Raw genomic sequence first — 18,330 nt, forward strand, 5'->3', positions numbered from 1 at the left:
GACGCCCAGGGCAGTCCGGCCGCGTTACAGCGCGCCGAACCAGTCGCTGTTTTGTTCCGCAATCGGCGTTATCGAGTAGATCAACTCCTGAAGGTGCCGGCGGATCGCTGCTTCGGCGGTGTCGGCATCGCGCGCTTTAAGGGCGGAGACGATCTCCTGATGCTGGGCGATCAGGCTCTCCGGCGGCGACACCTTGCTGAGGCTGAGAAAACGCACCCGATCCATCGTCGCTTTGATCGACTCAATGGTTTCCCAGGCCAGCGCGCAGTCGGCGATCCGCGTCAGCAACTGGTGGAACTGGTCGTCGAGCGCCAGGAATTCGCGCGTCTGCCCACCGGCCGCGGCCAGCGCCTGACGGTTCAGGTTGTGTTCCAGTTGCTGGATCTGTGCGTCGGTGATCATCTCTGCGGCCCGGCGCACAATGGCGCACTCCAGCGCCTGCCGGATAAAGCGCGCATCGGCCACCTGTTTGGCCGAGATCTTACGTACAAAGGTGCCGCGCTGCGGCAAAATCTGCACCAGTCCGGCCTCTGCCAGCTTGATAAACGCCTCGCGCACCGGCTGGCGGGACACGCTGAAACGCAGCGAGATCTCCTTCTCCGACAGCAGGGTGCCGGGTGCGATGCTACAGTCGATAATATCCTGACGCAGCAGGCGATAAATCTGCTGGTTAACGGGAACGCTATTCAGAAGTTCAGACGGCATAAGGCAGAGCGGCTCAGCTAGGGACGATGCCCCGCAGTGTAACACGGGGCGATAGCAGGGATCATTGCGGGGGCATTACCCCAGCAGCGGGCAGTTGGGCGGCAGGCGGCAGGCGATCGCCTCCGGCAGCACGTCAATGCGGAAATGGGTGTCGCTCAGCGGCTCGCCGTCGAGGTTGAACGTCATTTCATGCGGCGCGTCGATCTCCAGCCACGGCAGCGCCGCGGAGACAACATTCTGGTTCTCTTCGCCGTTCAGCATACTGCGCAGGAAGGCCGGCACCAGCTCTTCCGAGGTAAACAGCCGCAGTTGCAGCAGGCGGTCATTGATCAGCGCTTCCGGGCAGAGCGCCTGGCCGCCGCCCGCCTGCTTGCCGTTGCCGATGCCGATCACCAGCGCGTCACCTTCCCAGCGAAAATCCGGCCCGGTTATCACACAGTGGTCCGCTTTCAGGGTATCCATGCGCATCAGGCCATGCAGCAGGTAGGAAACGCCGCCGAGCGCGGACTTCAGCCTCTCCGGGGTTTCCGTGGTGATGCGGGTGCCGAAGCCGCCGGTGGCCATGTTGATGAAGAAGCGATCCTGGTTCACCTTCACCAGGTCGATGGCGTAAGCGTGGCCTTTCACGGCCAGTTGCAGCGCGTTTTCCATCGTGTCCGGGATGGCGCAGGCGGTGGCGAAGTCATTGGCGGTGCCGAGCGGCACGATGCCGAGCGCCGGGCGCTGCGCCGGGGAGACCTGGTAGAGCGCGGTAGCGATTTCATTGATGGTGCCGTCACCGCCACCGGCAATCACCGTGTCTGCGCCGAGGGCTGCGGCCTCTGCCACAAACCGCCCGGCGTCGCCCTGTTCCCAGGTCACGCGGACATGCAGGGTCACGCCATCCTGACGCAGGGCATTGACCGCCTGGCGGAGATCGTCGTTCCCCGCCCCTTTTCCATTGAGGATCAGTACATTGACTGATGATTCTGACATCGCAAACTCCCGGCTGTAAAGCGGACCACGGGCACCATGCCCCAGACTGAGTATAAGATAAACCAGAACGGCCGCAGGCCGGTACTGGCGATCCGGCGGCCAAAATAAAGCAGATAAATCTTAGGGCTAAAGCAATAGCGGAAAAAAGCGGCGAATAAAAGAGAAAAAAAGAAGATAAATCATCCTTTTTTATTTCCCGATGTTTTTTATAACAGCAAAAAAGAGAAAACGGCCCGCCCATAATGAAAGAAATAGTCAATGAAAGGCAGAAATGAAATACGCCGCCCTTTTTACTGCGTTAATTTTAACCTGATGATAAAAAAGAAAAAGCCGGGCCAAGGGAGATTGGTCCGGCGAAGGAGGTGGTTCCTGAATATCAGTAAAGCTGTTTTTGATTCTTAATTAGCGCCCCAGATAGTACGCATCAATACAGCCTATTGATGTGATCGGATTCTAAAAACCATTAAAAAGCCGGATGCCTGTTACGGCTATTTGGCCGCGCTGTGCGGCAGGTTACGCAACAGCAGGGCAAACCGGGTATCGAGGCTGTCCGGCACCGGCACCCAGACGATATGCCCGTCACCCGGCGCGACGTCCACGTCCTCCCCTTTCTGGTTGCGGATCGTCTCCAGGGTAAACACCAGATTCCCGGCCGGGGTCATCAGCTCCACGCTGTCACCGCGCAGGAAACGGTTTTTGACCGCCACTTCGGCCCAGCCTTCCCGGCGCTCGCCGGTAAACTCACCGACAAACTGCTGGCGATCGGACATCGAATGCCCATAGGCGTAGTTCTGCTTCTCATCATGGGTATGGCGGCGCAGGAACCCTTCGGTGTAGCCGCGGTGCGCCAGCCCTTCCAGTGTGGTGAGCAGCGTTGGGTCGAACGGCTTGCCGGCCACGGCGTCATCAATCGCCCGGCGGTAAACCTGCGCGGTGCGGGCGCAGTAGTAGAAGGATTTGGTGCGCCCCTCAATTTTCAGCGAGTGCACGCCCAGTTTCGTCAGCTGGTCAACATGCTGGATGGCGCGCAGATCTTTGGAGTTCATGATGTAGGTGCCGTGCTCATCCTCAAACGCGGACATCGCCTCGTCCGGGCGCTGGCGCTCCGCCAGCATAAACACCCGGTCAGTCGGCGCGCCGATGCCGAGCGTCGGCTCCACCTGCTGCACGGCAATCGGTTCATGCTGGTGGACGATGTTGCCCACGTCATCCTCTTTGCCTTCCTGCACGTTATATTCCCAGCGGCAGGCGTTGGTGCAGGTGCCCTGGTTCGGGTCACGTTTGTTGATATAGCCCGACAGCAGGCAGCGCCCGGAATAGGCCATGCAGAGCGCGCCGTGCACGAAGACTTCCAGCTCCATCTCCGGCACCTGGCGGCGGATCTCCGCGATCTCTTCCAGCGCCAGCTCGCGTGACAGGATCACCCTGGTCAGCCCCATCTGCTGCCAGAATTTTACCGTGGCCCAGTTCACGGCGTTCGCCTGCACCGACAGGTGCACCGGCATCTGCGGGAACGCCTCGCGCACCAGCATGATCAACCCCGGATCGGACATGATCAACGCATCCGGCCCCATTTCCACCACCGGTTGCAGGTCTTGCAGGAAGGTTTTCAGCTTGGCGTTATGCGGGGCGATGTTCACCACCACATAAAACTTTTTGCCCAGCGCGTGCGCCTCGCGGATGCCGAGTGCCAGGTTCTCGTGGTTAAACTCATTGTTGCGCACCCGCAGGCTGTAGCGCGGCTGCCCGGCATACACCGCGTCGGCACCGTAGGCGAAGGCATAACGCATATTTTTCAGCGTGCCGGCAGGCGACAGCAGCTCGGGGGTAAAGGATGTTGATGACATGATACGGCTCTTCTGATGACAGGTCAGGCTGCGCCGCAGGGCGCAGGGAACATAAAACAGGAAACCACGGGGGAAATACCCGCAAAAAGACTAAGGCCGGAATTGTAGGCGGATGCGCGCGCCGGTGCAATGCCGGCAGCCGGCGCGCAGGGGGGCATAAGAGGGAAGGATCAGTGGGTCAGGTCCCGGATGTCGGTGCTGGTGCCGTGCCGCGTGGCGGATTTGATGCCGTTGCGCGCCGCGCTTTCGGAACTGTACAGCTCGCTTATGCCAATCACCTGATAGTTTTTGGCTTTAAGCACGAAATAGGGCTGATTGTTGTTGCTGTGTTTCACTTCATATTGCGCCTCATCCTGCGCATTGGTCTGCACGGAACTGATGCCGTTCTCTGCCGATGCTTTGCTGGCGTACATCTCGCTGTTAAGAATGATCTCGCCGTTGCCGGCTTTCAGTTCAAAATGGTAGCGTCCGTTTTTGGCTTTTTTAATCTCATAATGCCCGTCTGCCATGGTAGGGGTCTCCTCTTTCAGAATACTCCGACCAAGTGTAGCCAAGCGGAATTCGACCGGCATGATCAAAAAGTGACCAGTTACGCCTTTGATAAAAAGATGTGATCATGGTCAGAATTCTGTCATAGAGGGCGCGCAACCGGCCGGAAACAGCCGGTTACTCCCTGTTTTTAGCCGGTTCATCCAGGGGCGGCGGGCTATTCCAGATGGCAGGCGTCCGCTTCCCAGCGATAGCCCACGCCATACACCGCACGGATAAACGGCTTTTCACCGTCGATTGCCTCGAGTTTGCGGCGCAGGTTTTTGATATGGCTGTCGATAGTGCGGTCAGTCACCACCCGGTAATCATCATAGAGGTGGTTGAGCAGCTGCTCGCGGGAAAAGACGTGGCCGGGCTGCATCGCCAGCGTTTTCAGCAGGCGGAACTCCGCCGGGGTTAAATCGAGGACTTCACCCTGGTACACCGCCTGAAAACGCGCCTCGTCAATGCGCAGCGCGTAGGCGTCCGCCGGGGCTTCCTGCACCCGCAGGCAGCGGCGCAGAATGGTTTTCACCCGGGCCACCACTTCGCGCGGGCTGTAGGGTTTGCAGATGTAGTCATCCGCGCCGATCTCCAGCCCCAGCAGGCGGTCGATCTCCTCGATTTTGGCCGTCACCATCATGATCGGCACCTCGGAGAAGCGGCGGATCTCACGGCAGATGGTCAGGCCGTCAGTACCGGGCAGCATCAAATCCAGCAGGATCATCGCCGGGGGCTGGCTTTTCACCGCCGGGACGACCTCGTCGCCGTGTGTCAGCCAGCGGGTCTGGTACCCGGCGGCATCCAGGTAATCCACCAGCAACTGGCCCAGTTTCGGTTCATCTTCCACAATCATGATTTGCAGCGGGGTATCGCTGTGATGGTCGTTCATCGTAGTCCTTCAGCAGGGTTAATTAGCGGCAGGCGCACACAGAGTGAAATACCGCCCAGTGGGGAATGGGCCGCGCGGATACTGCCGCCGTGGGCATCCACAATATTCTGGCAGATCGCCAGCCCCAGCCCGGAGCCGCCGCTGGCGCGGTTGCGCGACCCTTCCGTGCGGTAAAAACGCTCAAATATCCGCCCCAGCTGATCGTCGCTCAGGCCGGGCGCGCTGTCTTCAAAATAGAGCAGCAGGCTTTTCTCCTGCTTTTCACCGCGGATCAGCAGCCTGCCACCCGGATCAGTGTAGCGCAGGCTGTTCTCCAGCAGGTTATTGAACAATTGGGTCAGCCGGTCGGGGTCGCCGAAGACGATCGCCTGCGGCGGCAGGCTGCTGGCGATGGTCAGCTGTTTGCCGTTGAAACGCTCGCGGAACGCCGCTTCCGCCAGCTGGGCCAGGTGCACCGCGTCCACCGGCTCTTTGCGGTAAGCCAGCGCCCCGGCATCCGACAGCGAGAGCTGGTGCAGGTCATCCACCAGTTTGGTGAGGATCGCGACTTCCGCCTGCAAAGAGAGCAGCGACTCCGGGCTGAGGCGGCGCACGCCGTCCTGCATCGCCTCCATCTCACCGCGCAGCACCGCCAGCGGGGTGCGCAGCTCATGGGAAATATCCGCCATAAAGGCGCGGCGCATCTGCTCGTTTTTCTCAAGCGTGGTGGCCAGCAGGTTGAAATCATGCGCCAGCTTGCCCAGCTCATCCTGCGAATCCACTTCCACCCGCGTGGAGAAATCCCCGGCGGCCAGCCGGTGGGTGCCGTTGACCAGCCGTTTTACCGGTGCCAGCATCCCGCGTGACAGCAGCCAGGTGGCCGCGGCCGCCAGCAGCGCCGAGAACGCGGCGATCATCCAGCTGGTGCGCCGTTGCTGGCGGTCAAAGCTGATGTCGGTGTTACGCGTCAGCCGCTCCACCGGTGAGGAGACCAGCATCCCGACCTGCCGCCCATCCACCCGGATCGGCCGCTGCATCCCCTCCGGCGGCACCGGCGAACGCGGCCCCACCAGCGGTTTTCCCTGCTCATCCAGCACCCAGAACTGGGTGCGCCAGCCGTGCGGCGGCAGGTTGGGGTTCTCCTCCTCATTCTGCTCGAAGGAGCGCAGCATCCGGTAAATCACTTTGTTGTCTTTGCGCAGGAACGTCCAGCTGCCGTGCTCCTGGTACTGATCCTCCAGCGACTCGCCAATCATCTCGATCCGCTGCTCGTTGCCGTGGCGGATGTAGTCAATAAAGCCGTGCTCAAAACTCAGGCGCACGCCCCAGTGCATGGTGATCAACACCAGCATACAGGCGGCAAAAATCGCCAGGAACAGCTTGCCGGTAATGCCGATTCTCATGAGGACTCCGTGTTGCGGGTATGACGGGGTTGCCCGGCGCTGACCGGGGCGGCGGTGTCCGGCACACGGTGGAAAATCAGCGCCGGCAGGGCGATGATCACCGCGAGGCAAAGGTAGGTGAAAATAAACGCCCGCTGCACTTCCGGTGAGCCGGTCAGCGCCGCGGCGCTGTCATGCTGCATAAATGCACCCAGCAGGATGCCCGCCGCGCTGACGCCGAGGCTCATCGACAATTGCATCACCATCGACAGCAAACTGTTGCCGCTGCTTGCCAGCCGGTTCGGCAGATCTTTCAGCGTCAGGGTGTTCATGCTGGAGAAGCGCAGCGAGTTGACCATACCGAGCAAAAACAGCGTCACCGGGATAAGCAAAGTCCACCCGGCCAGCCCCACCGCCGGGGTCAGCAGGCTGGCCACGGCCAGCAGCAGCGTGGACACCACCAGCGCGCGGCGGTAGCCAAAGCGGCTCACCACCCGCACCACGATGCGTTTCATGCTCATGCTGCCGAGCACCATCGGCACCATCATCAGCCCGGCGTGGAACGGGGAAAAGCCCAGCCCGACCTGTAAAAACACCGGCGTCATAAACGGCAACATGCCGCTGCCGAGCCGCCCGAGCAGGCTGCCGGTAAGGCCGATTTTATAGGTCGGGGTGCGGAACAGGCGCATCGGGAACAGCGCCGCCGGGTTGAGGTGCGCATACTGCCAATACGCCAGCAGCGCTGCCGCGCCGGCAAACACCAGCCAGCCGAGATCCGCGGCACTCAGCCCCAGCGCGCGCTGGCCGTCAAGCGCCAGCGTCAGGGTCGCCATCGCCACCGCCAGCAGCACAAAGCCGCGCAGGTCGAAACGGCGGGTCTTCAGCGTGTGGTTCGGCATCAGCATCAGCGTCGCCACCGCCCCGGCAATCCCCACCGGCAGGTTAATCAGGAAGATCCAGTGCCAGCTGGCATACTCCACCAGAAAGCCGCCGAGCGCCGGGCCGAGCAGCGGGCCAATCTGCCCCGGCAGGGTCACGAACGTCATCGCGGCCATATACTGCTCGCGCGGCACGATCTTCAGCACCGTCAGCCGCCCGACCGGCACCATCATCGCCCCGCCGATGCCCTGGACAACCCGCGCCAGCACCAGCTGGTTCAGGGTGCCGGAGGCGGCGCAGAACAGTGACCCGAGGGTGAACAGCACAATCGCCGCGAAAAACACCCACTTCACGCCGATGCGATCCGCCAGCCAACCGCTGGCGGGCAGCATCACCGCCACCGTCATCACATACGCCACAATCACCGTATGCATATGCAGCGGGCTTTCGCCCAGGCTGGTGGCCATCGAGGGCAGGGCGGTGATCACAATGGTGGTGTCGAGCGTCTGCATGAAAAAGCCAAAGGCGACAATCCACAGTTGCCAGCGGACAGCGGGGGAATAGGCGGGCATTGGGTCAGTTCTCCTCCTGAGGACGTGGGATCGCGGCGGCCGGGCGCAACCGGCTGCGCAGGCGATCAAAAAACAGGTAGACCACCGGCGTGGTGTAGAGGGTCAGCACCTGGCTGACCAGCAGGCCGCCGACGATGGTCATGCCCAGCGGCTGGCGCAGCTCTGCGCCGTCGCCCTGGGTCAGCGCCAGCGGCAGCGCGCCGAACAGCGCCGCCAGGGTGGTCATCAGAATCGGCCGGAAACGCAGCAGGCTGGCCTGGAAAATCGCCTCGCGCGCGGTGAGGTGGCCGCGCCGCTGCGCCTCCAGCGCGAAATCGACCATCATTATTGCATTCTTTTTCACGATGCCGATCAACAGCAACACCCCTATCAGTGCAATCAGGCTGAACGGCGTATCGAACGCCTCCAGCGCCAGCAGCGCCCCCAGCCCGGCGGAGGGCAGGGTGGAGAGGATGGTCAGCGGGTGGACGTAACTCTCATACAGCACTCCCAGCACAATGTAGATGGTGGCGATGGCCGCGAGGATAAGCAGCACCTGTGAGCGCTGCGTCTCCTGGAACACCTGCGCCGTGCCGGCGAACTGGCCGCGCACCGTGGGCGGCACCCGAAGTTCCGTCATGGTGCGCTGCACCGCGGCGGTGGCATCCGACAGGCTGACGCCGTCCGGCAGGTTAAACGAGATGGTCGAGGCGGCCGACAACCCCTGGTGGCTCACCGACAGCGGCGCGTTGGCCGGTTGCCAGCGGGCAAAGTAGGAGAGCGGCACCGGCTTGCCGTCGCTGTTGGTGACGAACATCTGGTCAAGCGCGCTGACGTCCTGGTTATAGGCGGCGGCCACTTCCATCACCACTTTGTACTGATTAAGGGGCTGATAAATGGTGGAAATCTGGCGCTGGCCGAAGGCGTTATTCAACAGCGCGTTGGCATCCGCCACGCTGATGCCGAGCCGTGCCATCGCGTCGCGGTCATAAATCAGCCCCAGCTCTGCGCCGCTGTCCTCCTGGTCGGAGTTCACATCCTCCAGCTCCGGCAGTTTCGCCAGCGCCGCCCGCACCTGCGGCTCCCAGGTGCGCAGGTCGTTCAGCTCGTCGGCCAGCAGGGTGAACTGGTACCCGGCGTTGGACTGCCGCGCGCCGACGCGGATGTCCTGCACCGGCACCAGGAACAGGCTGGCCCCCGGCTCTTTCGCCAGCTTGACGCGCAGCCGGGCAATCACCTGCTGCGCGCTCTCGCGGCGTTCGCCGAGCGGTTTGAGCGAAATGTACATCGAGCCGACGTTGATGCGGTTGCCGGTAAAGCCGGTGACACTCTCGACTGCCGGATCCGCGCCGACAATCGTCATAAAATCTTCCAGCTTATGGCGCATCGCGCGGAACGAGATGCTCTGGTCGCCCTGGATGTAACCGAGCAACCGGCCGGTGTCCTGCTCCGGGAAGAAGGTTTTCGGGATGCTGATATAGAGCCACACCGTCAGCCCGATGGTCGCCAGCAACAGCAGCCCCACCAGCCGCGCATGGTTCAGCACCCGGTTCAGCGAGCGGCCGTACGCCTGTTGCAGCCGGTTGAGCCAGCGGGTGACGCCGCGCGGTTCCGGGTGCGGCATCCCCGGCCAGGCCGGGGGCTGCGGCCGCAGGATGCGCGCGCACATCATCGGCGTCAGCGTCAGGGAGACCACCAGCGACAGCCCGATCGCCACCGACAGCGTCACGGCAAACTCATGGAACAGCCGCCCCGGCAGCCCCTCCATCAGCAGCAGCGGGATAAACACCGCCACCAGCGAAACGCTCATCGACAGCACGGTAAAGCCGACCTCTTTCACCCCCAGCAGCGCCGCGGGCAGCGGTTTCATGCCTGACTCAATGTGGCGGGCGATGTTCTCCAGCACCACGATGGCGTCATCCACCACAAAGCCGGTGGCGATGGTCAGCGCCATCAGCGACAGGTTATTCAGGCTGAAGCCGCACAGATACATGGCGGCAAAGGTACCGATCAGCGACACCGGCACCGCCACCGCCGGGATAAACGTGGCACGGCCCGAACGCAGGAACAGGAACACCACCAGGATCACCAGCGCCACCGCGATAATCAGCGACTGCTCCACCTCATGCAGCGAGGCACGGATGGTGGGCGATCTGTCCTGCGCCACCGCCAGCGTCATGGTGGCAGGCACCGCCTGGCGCAGCGCAGGCAGCGCCGCCCGCACCCGGTCTACGGTGGCGATGATGTTGGCGTCCGCCGTGCGCCGCACCAGGATGAGCACCGCCGGTTTGGCGTTGCTCATCCCGGCGTTGTGCACATCCTGCGAGCCGTCCTGCACCTGCGCCACGTCCTGCAACCGCACCGCCGCGCCGTTGTGGTAGTGCACAATCAGCGGCTGGTAGTCGCGCGCCTCGGTCAGGGCGTCATTGGCCTGCAACTGCCAGCGCCGGTCGCCGGACTCCACCGCGCCCTGCGGTTTGCGCACGTTGGCCTGGCTAATCGCCTCGCGCACCTCATCCAGCGACACGCCCTGGTTGAACAGCGCCTGCGGGTTGAGCGCCACCCGCACCGCAGGCAGCGAGCTGCCGCCCACCGTGACATCCCCGACCCCTTCAATCTGGGCGATTTTCTGCACCAGCCGGGTGCTGGCGACGTCATACATCTGCACCGGGCTGTAGGTGTCGGAGGTCAGCGTCAGGATCATCACCGGCGCATCGGAAGGGTTGGCCTTGCGGTAGGTCGGCCGGTTCGGCATCCCGCTCGGCAGCAGGCTCTGCGCGGCATTCAGCGCCGCCTGCACATCCCGCGCGGCGCCGTCGATGTTCCGGTCGAGGTCAAACTGCATCACGATGGTGGTGCTGCCGAGCGAACTGCGTGAGGTCATCTCATTGATGCCGGCAATGCGCCCCAGCGCCCGCTCCAGCGGCGTTGCCACCGACGACGCCATGGTCTCCGGCGAGGCACCGGGCAGCGAGGCGGTGACCTGGATCACCGGGTAGTCCACCGCCGGCAGCGGCGACACCGGCAGCCGGAGGAACCCCAGCAGCCCGGCCAGCACAATTGCCGCCGTCAGCAGGGTGGTCGCCACCGGGCGATGGATAAACAGGGCAAAAAATTTCACTGTGGGCGCGGCTCCTGCGGGTGCGGGCGGGCGCGGCGCGCCAGCCGGTCAAACAACAGGTAGATAACCGGTGTGGTAAACAGCGTCAGCACCTGGCTGACTATCAGCCCGCCCACCATGCAGATGCCGAGCGGGCGGCGCAACTCCGCGCCGACGCCGGTAGCCAGCATCAGCGGCAGCGCACCGAGCAGCGCCGCCAGCGTGGTCATCAGAATCGGCCGGAAGCGCAGCAGGCACGCCTGGTAGATCGCCTCGTAGGGCGTCATGCCCTGGTCGCGTTCCGCCGCCAGCGCGAAGTCGATCATCATGATGGCGTTCTTCTTCACAATGCCGATCAGCAGGATGATGCCGATAATCGCGATCACATCCAGCGCGCTGCCTGCCAGCATCAGCGCCAGCAACGCGCCGACCCCGGCAGTCGGCAGCGTGGAGAGGATGGTCACCGGGTGGATAAAGCTCTCATAGAGTACGCCGAGCACGATGTACATCGTCACCACCGCCGCCAGAATCAGCCACAGCGTGCTGCCGAGGGCCGCCTGGAACGCCAGCGTCGCCCCCTGGAAGCGGGTGGTGATGTCCTCGGGCAGGTTGAGCTGCTGCTCTGCCTGCGTCACCGCCTGCACCGCATCACCCAGCGCATAGCCGGGGCTGACGTTGAAGGAGATCATCGCCGACGGCAACTGGTCCTGATGGTTGACAGACAGCGGCCCGAAACGCTGCTCAACCCGTGCGATGCTGCTGAGCGGCACGCGGTTGCCGTCACTGCCGTTGAGCCAGATCTCACCCAGCGCCGCCAGCCCCGGCGTGTGGGTGGTGTCCTGCCCCAGCACCACCCGGTACTGGTTCGCCTGGGTGTAGATGGTGGAAACCAGCCGCTGGCCGAAGGCGTTGTAGAGCGCGTTGTCGATGTCCGCCATGCTGATGCCGAGGCGGCTGGCGCTGTCGCGGTCGATGTTGACGTACGCCACCGGCCCCTTGTCCTGCCAGTCGCTGCTCACTTCCTGGAGTTCGGGGGCCTGTTCCAGTTTTTCCAACAGTTGCGGCACCCATTCGCTCAGGGATTCCAGCGACATCGCCTGCAAGGTGAACTGGTACTGGGTACGGTTGACCTGCGTATCGATGGTGAGATCCTGCACCGGTTGCAGGTAGAGCCGCACACCCGGCACGCCCGCCACCGCCTGTTGCAGGCGCGGGATAATGGTGTCTACCCGGTCATCACGCGCCTCCAGCGGTTTCAGGGTGATCTGCAACCGGCCGGTGTTCAGCGTGGCGTTGGTGCCGTCCACGCCGACAAACGAGGTCAGCCCGGCGACGGCCGGGTCACGCAGCAGGATCGCCGCGACCTGTTGCTGGCGCGTGGCCATGTTGCTGAACGAGACCGACTGCGGCGCTTCCAGCGTGCCCTGGATCAGGCCGTTGTCCTGCACCGGGAAAAAGCCTTTGGGGATCAGCAGGTAGAGCAGGGCGGTCAGCAGCAGGGTAGAGATCGCCACGCCCAGCGTCAGCCACGGGTGGCCGAGCACCACCTTCAGCATCCGGCCGTAGCCTGCAATCACCCGGTCAAAAAAGCGTTCGCTGGCGCGTGAGAAACGGTTCTGCTTGCGCAGCGCCTCGTGGCTCAGCATCCGCGCGCACATCATCGGCGTCAGCGTCAGGGACACCACCGCCGAAATCAGGATCGCCACCGCCAGCGTTACCGCAAATTCGCGGAACAACCGCCCGACGATGTCGCCCATAAACAGCAGCGGGATCAGCACCGCAATCAGTGAGAAAGTCAGAGAGATAATGGTGAACCCGATCTCGCCCGCCCCTTTCAGCGCCGCCGTGAGCGGCGGGTCGCCGCGTTCGATGTAGCGCGAGATGTTCTCAATCACCACGATCGCGTCATCCACCACAAAGCCGGTGGCGATGGTCAGCGCCATCAGCGTCAGGTTGTTGATCGAAAAGCCGAGGAAATACATCGCGGCAAACGTGCCGATCAGTGACAGCGGCACCGCAATGCTGGGGATAAGCGTGGCGGCGGCGTTGCGCAGGAACAGGTAAATCACCATCACCACCAGCGCGATCGACAGCAGCAATTCAAACTGCACATCACTGACCGAGGCGCGGATCGCCGTGGTGCGGTCGGTGACCAGCGTCACCTCCACCGAGGCGGGCAGGCCGGCGCGCAGTGACGGCAGCAGCGCGCGGATGCTGTCCGCTGTGGTCAGCACGTTGGCCCCCGGCTGGCGCTGCACATTCAGCACAATCGCCGGTTTGGTGCCGGACCAGGCGGCCAGTTTGCTGTTTTCCGCGCCCTGGTGAATCGTCGCTACCTCGCCGAGCCGCACCGGCGCGCCGTTCTGGTAGGCGACGATCAGTTGGCGGTAATCCTCAGCGGATTTCATCTGGTCATTGGCGGCCAGCGTCACCGAGCGCGCCGGGCCGTCCAGGCTGCCTTTGGCGGAGTTGACGTTGGCGTTGCTGATGGCGGTGCGGATGACTTCGCTGTCCAGCCCGCGCGCTGCCACGGCAGCGGCATTCATCTCCACCCGCACGGCCGGGCGCTGGCCGCCGGAGAGGGTTACCAGCCCGACGCCGCTGACCTGCGACATCTTCTGCGCCACGCGGGTTTCGGCCATGTCCTCGACCTGCGTCATCGGCAGGGCATCGGACGTCAGCGCCAGCGTCATGATCGGCGGGTCAGCCGGGTTCACTTTGCTGTAGATCGGCGGATAGGGGAGATCGTCCGGCAGCAGGTTGGTGGCGGCGTTAATCGCGGCCTGCACCTCCTGTTCCGCCACGTCCAGCGGCAGCGTCAGTTGGAACTGGAGGGTAATCACCGACGCGCCGCCTGAGCTTTGCGATGACATGGTTTTCAGGCCGGACATCTGGCCGAACTGGTGCTCCAGCGGCGCAGTCACCGCCGAGGTGGTGACGTCCGGGCTGGCACCGGGGTAGAGCGTCACCACCTGCATGGTGGGGTAGTCCACCTGCGGCAGCGCCGACACCGGCAGGGCGCGGTAGCCGATAATCCCGGCCAGCAGGATCGCCACCATCAGCAAGGTGGTGGCGACCGGGCGCAGGATAAACTGGCGGGACGGGCCGCCGGTATGGTCCGGGGGCATCACCTGCATCAGGAATGCCCCCCGGCGGCCGCTGGGTCACGCGGGTGCCGGCGGCCCGTTGGTGCAGCGTCAGCCGGTGCCGCGGCGTGGGGCGCGGCCTCATCGTTGCTCAGCACCTCGACTTTCAGCCCCTCTTTCAGGCGGTCGAGGCCGTCTGTCACCACCCGCGCCCCGGCGCTCAACCCGGCGGCGATCACCACCTGGTGGCTGTCCTGGGTGCCCAGCGTGACGATGTGCTTGCTCACCTGGTTCTGGGCGTCCAGCACCCAGACGTAGTTGCCGTCATTGCCCATCTGGATGGCGGCGGCCGGCACCACCACGGCATCGGCCACGGTGTTCACCTTCACCCGCGCATTCACGAACTGGTTGGGGAACAGCATGCCGTCATCATTGCTGAAGCGCGCCTTGATTTTGATGGTGCCGGTGGTGGCATCAATCTGGTTATCGAGGCTCAGCAGCGCGCCTTCCGCCACTTTCACGGTATTGGTGCGATCCCACGCCTCGACCGGCACCGGGCGGCCCGATTGCTGCGCCCGCAGCAGGGTCGGGATGGTGTCTTCCGGCAGGGTGAACACCACATCAATCGGGCGGGTCTGGGTCAGGATCACCAGCCCGGTGGTGTCGCCGCTGGTAATATAGTTGCCGATGTCGACCTGTTTCAGCCCGACGCGGCCATCAATCGGCGCAGTGATGCGGCTGTAGTCCAGCTGGAGCCGGGCGCTGGCTACCGCGCCCTGGTCAGCTTTGACGCTGCCTTCGCTCTCCCGCACCAGCGACTGCTGGGCATCCAGCTCCTGCTGGGAGATCAGGTTGGTTTTGCCGAGTTTCTGGTAACGCGCCAGGTCTTGCCGGGCATTGGCCAGCGTCGCCTGATCTTTCGCCAGTTGCCCCTCGGCCTGCGTCAGCGCCACCTGATAGGGGCGCGGGTCAATTTCTGCCAGCAGTTGCCCGGCCTTGACCTGCTGCCCTTCGGTGAAGTGCAGCGCCATCAACTCGCCGTCCACCCGGCTTTTCACCGTCACGGTATTGGCGGCGGTCACGGTGCCCAGCCCGGTGAGGTAGTGCGGCACGCTCTGGGTGGTAGCGAGGGCGGCCTGCACCGGCGGCGGCGCGGCCTGATGGCGGCCGCCGCGGCCCTGCGGCCGGTTTGTCGCGTTCTGATCGGCAGGCGGTTCAGCGATAAAAAAATGCCAGGCAGCAAACGCCGCCAGTAACACCACCAGCCAGACCAGCAGGCGGCGCAGGGGAATACGTCGTTTTTGGGAAGCATTCATAGGAGTGAACATAATCTCCGTTGTTCAGAGTCCAGGCGAACCGATTCAGGGGATAGCAACGTCAGGCCAATTGCGCCAATAGGGTAGCAGTGTAGCGACTCCGGGCATCAGAAAAAATGAAGGAAATATGAAGTCCATGTCAGGGCGTGTCAGGGCGTATCAGGCGGTGGCGAAAGTGAAAGCGGTTATAACCTCAGGCGATATCGTTCCTGTGCTACTTCATTTCGTGTGCAATAATTTTGCTGTTAATCATAACCTCACTAAGGAGATCAGCATGACACAGCGCACACTGGGCCGTTCCGGGATTCAGGTTCCCTCTCTGACGTTTGGCGGCAATGTTTTTGGCTGGACGATTGATCAGAACGCCTCGTTCAGCATCCTGGATGCGTTACTCGACCATCAGCTGAATTTCATCGACACTGCGGATGTGTACTCCCACTGGGCGCCGGGCAACCACGGCGGCGAATCGGAAACCATCATCGGCAACTGGCTGAAGAAAAGCGGCAAACGTGAGCAGATCGTGCTGGCGACCAAAGTGGGGAAACCGATGGGTGAGGGCAAATCCGGCCTCTCCCCGCGCTACATCCGCGAGGCGATTGAGGCGTCACTGACACGCCTGCAAACCGATTATGTGGATCTTTACCAATCCCATGATGACGATCAGGACACGCCGCTTGCCGAGACGCTGGCGACGTTCGACGCGCTGATTAAAGAGGGCAAGGTACGGGCCATCGGCGCGTCCAACTACAGTGCAGAGCGGCTGGCCGAAGCGCTGAAGGTGAGTGAGCAGCAGGGCATCGCCCGCTATGAGACACTGCAACCGGAATACAACCTCTATGACCGCCAGGGTTACGAGAGCGGGCTGGAGCAGGTGGCGCAGGCGAACCAGCTTGGGGTCATCGGTTACTATTCGCTGGCCAGCGGCTTTTTGTCCGGGAAATACCGCCGCCCGGAGGATGCCGGGAAAAGTGCGCGCGGTGAGGGTGTGGTGAAAAGCTACCTCAACGAACGCGGCCGGAAGATTTTGACCGCGCTGGATCAGGTGGCGGAGAAGCACCGCGTCAGCCCGACGCAGGTATCGCTGGCGTGGCTGATTGCCCGGCCGAGCGTGACCGCGCCAATTGTCAGCGCGACATCGCTGGCGCAACTGGAGGATTTGGCCGGGGCAGCGAGGCTGGCGCTGGACGCAGAGGATATTCAGGCATTAGATCAGGCGAGTGCCTACTAGCGCCTGAATAGGCGCAGGCATTTATAGTGTGCTATATGCAGATCGGAGAAGGTTGCGTTGGCATACAGCCAGCATCTTTCTGCAGCCCCGCTGCCGCCACCGCGCAAGGGGCGCGTAGGCGCTCGCCCCTTGCATCCCCGCGCCTTGGGTGCCCCGGCTGAATCATTGGCCGCTCTCGCGGCTCCCCTCATTGCGCCTCCGGGCTGTTCGGGCCGCCGCAGACACGCTCCCGGCGTGGCTGCGACTTTCGCGGGCGTCCTGCCCGCTCACCCGGCCCTGCGGCTCCACTCGGCAATGATTTTTACGCCCCCACCAGACTGCAAATCTTTGAGTATGTAAGGAAAGAGTAGGGGCGGATTTTCTTTTACCGGTAAAGCACCTCTGCCCAGCGGGCGAGACCGGCGGTGACAGAGCCGAAATCGTTGCCGCCGACCAGCGGGATGCCGGGTAACTGCGCCTGCAACGCGGCGCGCAGCAGCGGGGAACGGGCGCTGCCGCCGGTGAGGTAGATGACGTCCGGCGTGACGGCGCTGCCTTCCAGCGCCACCGTCACCTGCTCCTGAATGCGCGCCAGCGGCTGGCTTATCGCCTCGCCTAACTGCTGCTGGGTGATGCGCTCGCTCAGGGAGGCTTCCACGAAGTCCAGCGCGGTGCGGATCTCAGCATCGTGGGAGAGGGCGATTTTGCTCTCTTCCGCCGCGCGCACCAGCCGGTAGCTCAGGCGCTGCTGGTACACCTTCAGTAAACGCTGCACGCGCGCCGGGTCGGCGGCGTCACGGATCAGGTCACGCAGCAGACGGCCGTTGGCCACGCTGTAAAAATCACTCTGCGCCGGGACATCGTTGGTCGCCACCGCGTTCCAGAACGGCAGCGCCGGGATGCCCAGCCCTTTGGTGGTTTCACTGCCGAGGCCGCACAGCGGCATCAACTGGCGGAAAGCCAGCATAATGTCCAGATCGTTCCCGCCTACGCGGCAGCCGCTGTGGCCCAGCAAACTCTGCTGGCGATCGGCCTGGTTGCGCCAGGCCGGCCCCATCAGCAGCACCGAACAGTCGGTGGTACCGCCGCCGATGTCCACCACCAGCACCGTCTTCTCTTGTGTCAGTGTTGCCTCGAAATCCAGCCCCGCCGCCACCGGCTCAAACTGGAATTCAATGTCCCGGAAACCGGCACGGGCCGCTGCCCGGTGCAGGATGCCCTGCGCCTGCTGGTTCGCCTCGTCACCGCCGGTGCCCTGGAAGTTGACCGGGCGGCCAATCACCGTCTGCGTAATCGGCTGTTGCAGGGTGTTCTCCGCCTGGCGCTTGATGTGGAACATCATGGCGCACACCAGATCCTCAAACAGCGCGATCTGCTGCGGCTTCAGCCCATTGGCACCCAAAAAGGATTTCGGCGATTTAACGAAGTAAACCTCTTCCGGGTCTTCCACGTAGTGCCCCAGCGCCGCCAGCCCGAACAGCACGCTGTCCGCGTTGACCGGGATGTCTTCTTCACGGTTGAGGTTGATGGCGCGGCGCAGCAATTGCTGGTTCTCATCACTGCCGGTCGGAACCTGCCAGTGACGATGTAAGCACTCACTGACTGCCTCGCGCGTCGGGGCGGCCAGCATGGAGGGCAGGTAGGGTGTCTCATTCTCCAGCGGCAGCAACACGGCGTCGCCCTCGCGCATTACCGCCACTGAACAGTTTGCCGTGCCATAGTCAAAACCGATAAACATCTCTTACCCCCATGCCAAATAAAAGGGCGCGACTTTACCGGAGAGCGGCGCATCGGGCAAGCCAAACCCGCCGCCCCGCGTTGATGGGGTGAAATTAACCGCGGTTATTTTACTCAGCTCCTATACTCCTGATACCGCCCCCGCC

12 protein-coding genes are annotated in these 18,330 nt (G+C 63.2%); 1 reads left to right on the top strand and 11 read right to left on the bottom strand.

What is annotated here, in order from left to right; all coding sequences use genetic code 11:
* Positions 1-24: 24 nt before the first annotated feature.
* The 10 genes from CYR52_RS12915 to CYR52_RS12960 all read right to left on the bottom strand — a co-directional run bounded on the left by CYR52_RS12915 (position 25) and on the right by CYR52_RS12960 (position 15,240).
* Positions 25-705 (bottom strand): GntR family transcriptional regulator, encoded by a 681-nt coding sequence (locus CYR52_RS12915; protein WP_101828710.1) that lies wholly within the window; start codon positions 703-705, stop codon positions 25-27.
* Between the two features lie 75 nt (positions 706-780).
* A complete protein-coding gene (gene yegS / locus CYR52_RS12920; RefSeq protein WP_072930278.1) occupies positions 781-1,680 on the bottom strand; it encodes a lipid kinase YegS in 900 nt (299 codons plus the stop codon).
* A gap of 488 nt (positions 1,681-2,168) precedes the next feature.
* Positions 2,169-3,527 carry a prephenate-dependent tRNA uridine(34) hydroxylase TrhP gene (trhP, locus tag CYR52_RS12925; RefSeq protein ID WP_101828711.1) on the bottom strand — a complete coding sequence of 453 codons (1,359 nt, stop codon included), beginning with the start codon at positions 3,525-3,527 and terminating at the stop codon, positions 2,169-2,171.
* Positions 3,528-3,697: 170 nt separating this feature from the next.
* Positions 3,698-4,036, bottom strand: a complete 339-nt coding sequence (locus CYR52_RS12930) for a YegP family protein (protein WP_072930283.1) — start codon at positions 4,034-4,036, stop codon at positions 3,698-3,700.
* A 197-nt stretch (positions 4,037-4,233) separates the two neighbouring features.
* Positions 4,234-4,947, bottom strand: a complete 714-nt coding sequence (gene baeR, locus CYR52_RS12935; RefSeq protein WP_101828712.1) for an envelope stress response regulator BaeR — start codon at positions 4,945-4,947, stop codon at positions 4,234-4,236.
* On the bottom strand, positions 4,944-6,329 hold the full coding sequence (gene baeS / locus CYR52_RS12940) for an envelope stress sensor histidine kinase BaeS (protein WP_072930286.1): 1,386 nt from the start codon (positions 6,327-6,329) through the stop codon (positions 4,944-4,946). The genes baeR and baeS overlap by 4 nt, the downstream gene beginning before the upstream one ends.
* Complete coding sequence (gene mdtD / locus CYR52_RS12945; RefSeq protein ID WP_101828713.1) at positions 6,326-7,759, bottom strand: multidrug transporter subunit MdtD; 1,434 nt, start codon at positions 7,757-7,759, stop codon at positions 6,326-6,328. The genes baeS and mdtD overlap by 4 nt, the downstream gene beginning before the upstream one ends.
* 4 nt (positions 7,760-7,763) lie before the next feature.
* On the bottom strand, positions 7,764-10,859 hold the full coding sequence (mdtC, locus tag CYR52_RS12950) for a multidrug efflux RND transporter permease subunit MdtC (RefSeq protein ID WP_072930290.1): 3,096 nt from the start codon (positions 10,857-10,859) through the stop codon (positions 7,764-7,766).
* Positions 10,856-13,975 (bottom strand): MdtB/MuxB family multidrug efflux RND transporter permease subunit, encoded by a 3,120-nt coding sequence (locus CYR52_RS12955; protein WP_101828714.1) that lies wholly within the window; start codon positions 13,973-13,975, stop codon positions 10,856-10,858. The genes mdtC and CYR52_RS12955 overlap by 4 nt, the downstream gene beginning before the upstream one ends.
* Positions 13,975-15,240, bottom strand: a complete 1,266-nt coding sequence (locus CYR52_RS12960; protein ID WP_101828715.1) for an MdtA/MuxA family multidrug efflux RND transporter periplasmic adaptor subunit — start codon at positions 15,238-15,240, stop codon at positions 13,975-13,977. The genes CYR52_RS12955 and CYR52_RS12960 overlap by 1 nt, the downstream gene beginning before the upstream one ends.
* A 274-nt stretch (positions 15,241-15,514) precedes the next feature.
* Between CYR52_RS12960 and CYR52_RS12965 the strand changes: the two genes are divergently transcribed.
* Complete coding sequence (locus CYR52_RS12965; protein WP_101828716.1) at positions 15,515-16,468, top strand: aldo/keto reductase; 954 nt, start codon at positions 15,515-15,517, stop codon at positions 16,466-16,468.
* 364 nt (positions 16,469-16,832) lie between these two features.
* On the opposite strand, the gene yegD is transcribed toward CYR52_RS12965, so the two are convergent.
* Positions 16,833-18,185: a molecular chaperone gene (gene yegD / locus CYR52_RS12970; protein WP_072930298.1), complete on the bottom strand. Its 1,353-nt coding sequence runs from the start codon at positions 18,183-18,185 to the stop codon at positions 16,833-16,835.
* Positions 18,186-18,330: the final 145 nt, after the last annotated feature.

The sequence above is a fragment of the Chimaeribacter arupi genome (assembly GCF_002858805.1).
Lineage (GTDB): Bacteria > Pseudomonadota > Gammaproteobacteria > Enterobacterales > Enterobacteriaceae > Chimaeribacter > Chimaeribacter arupi.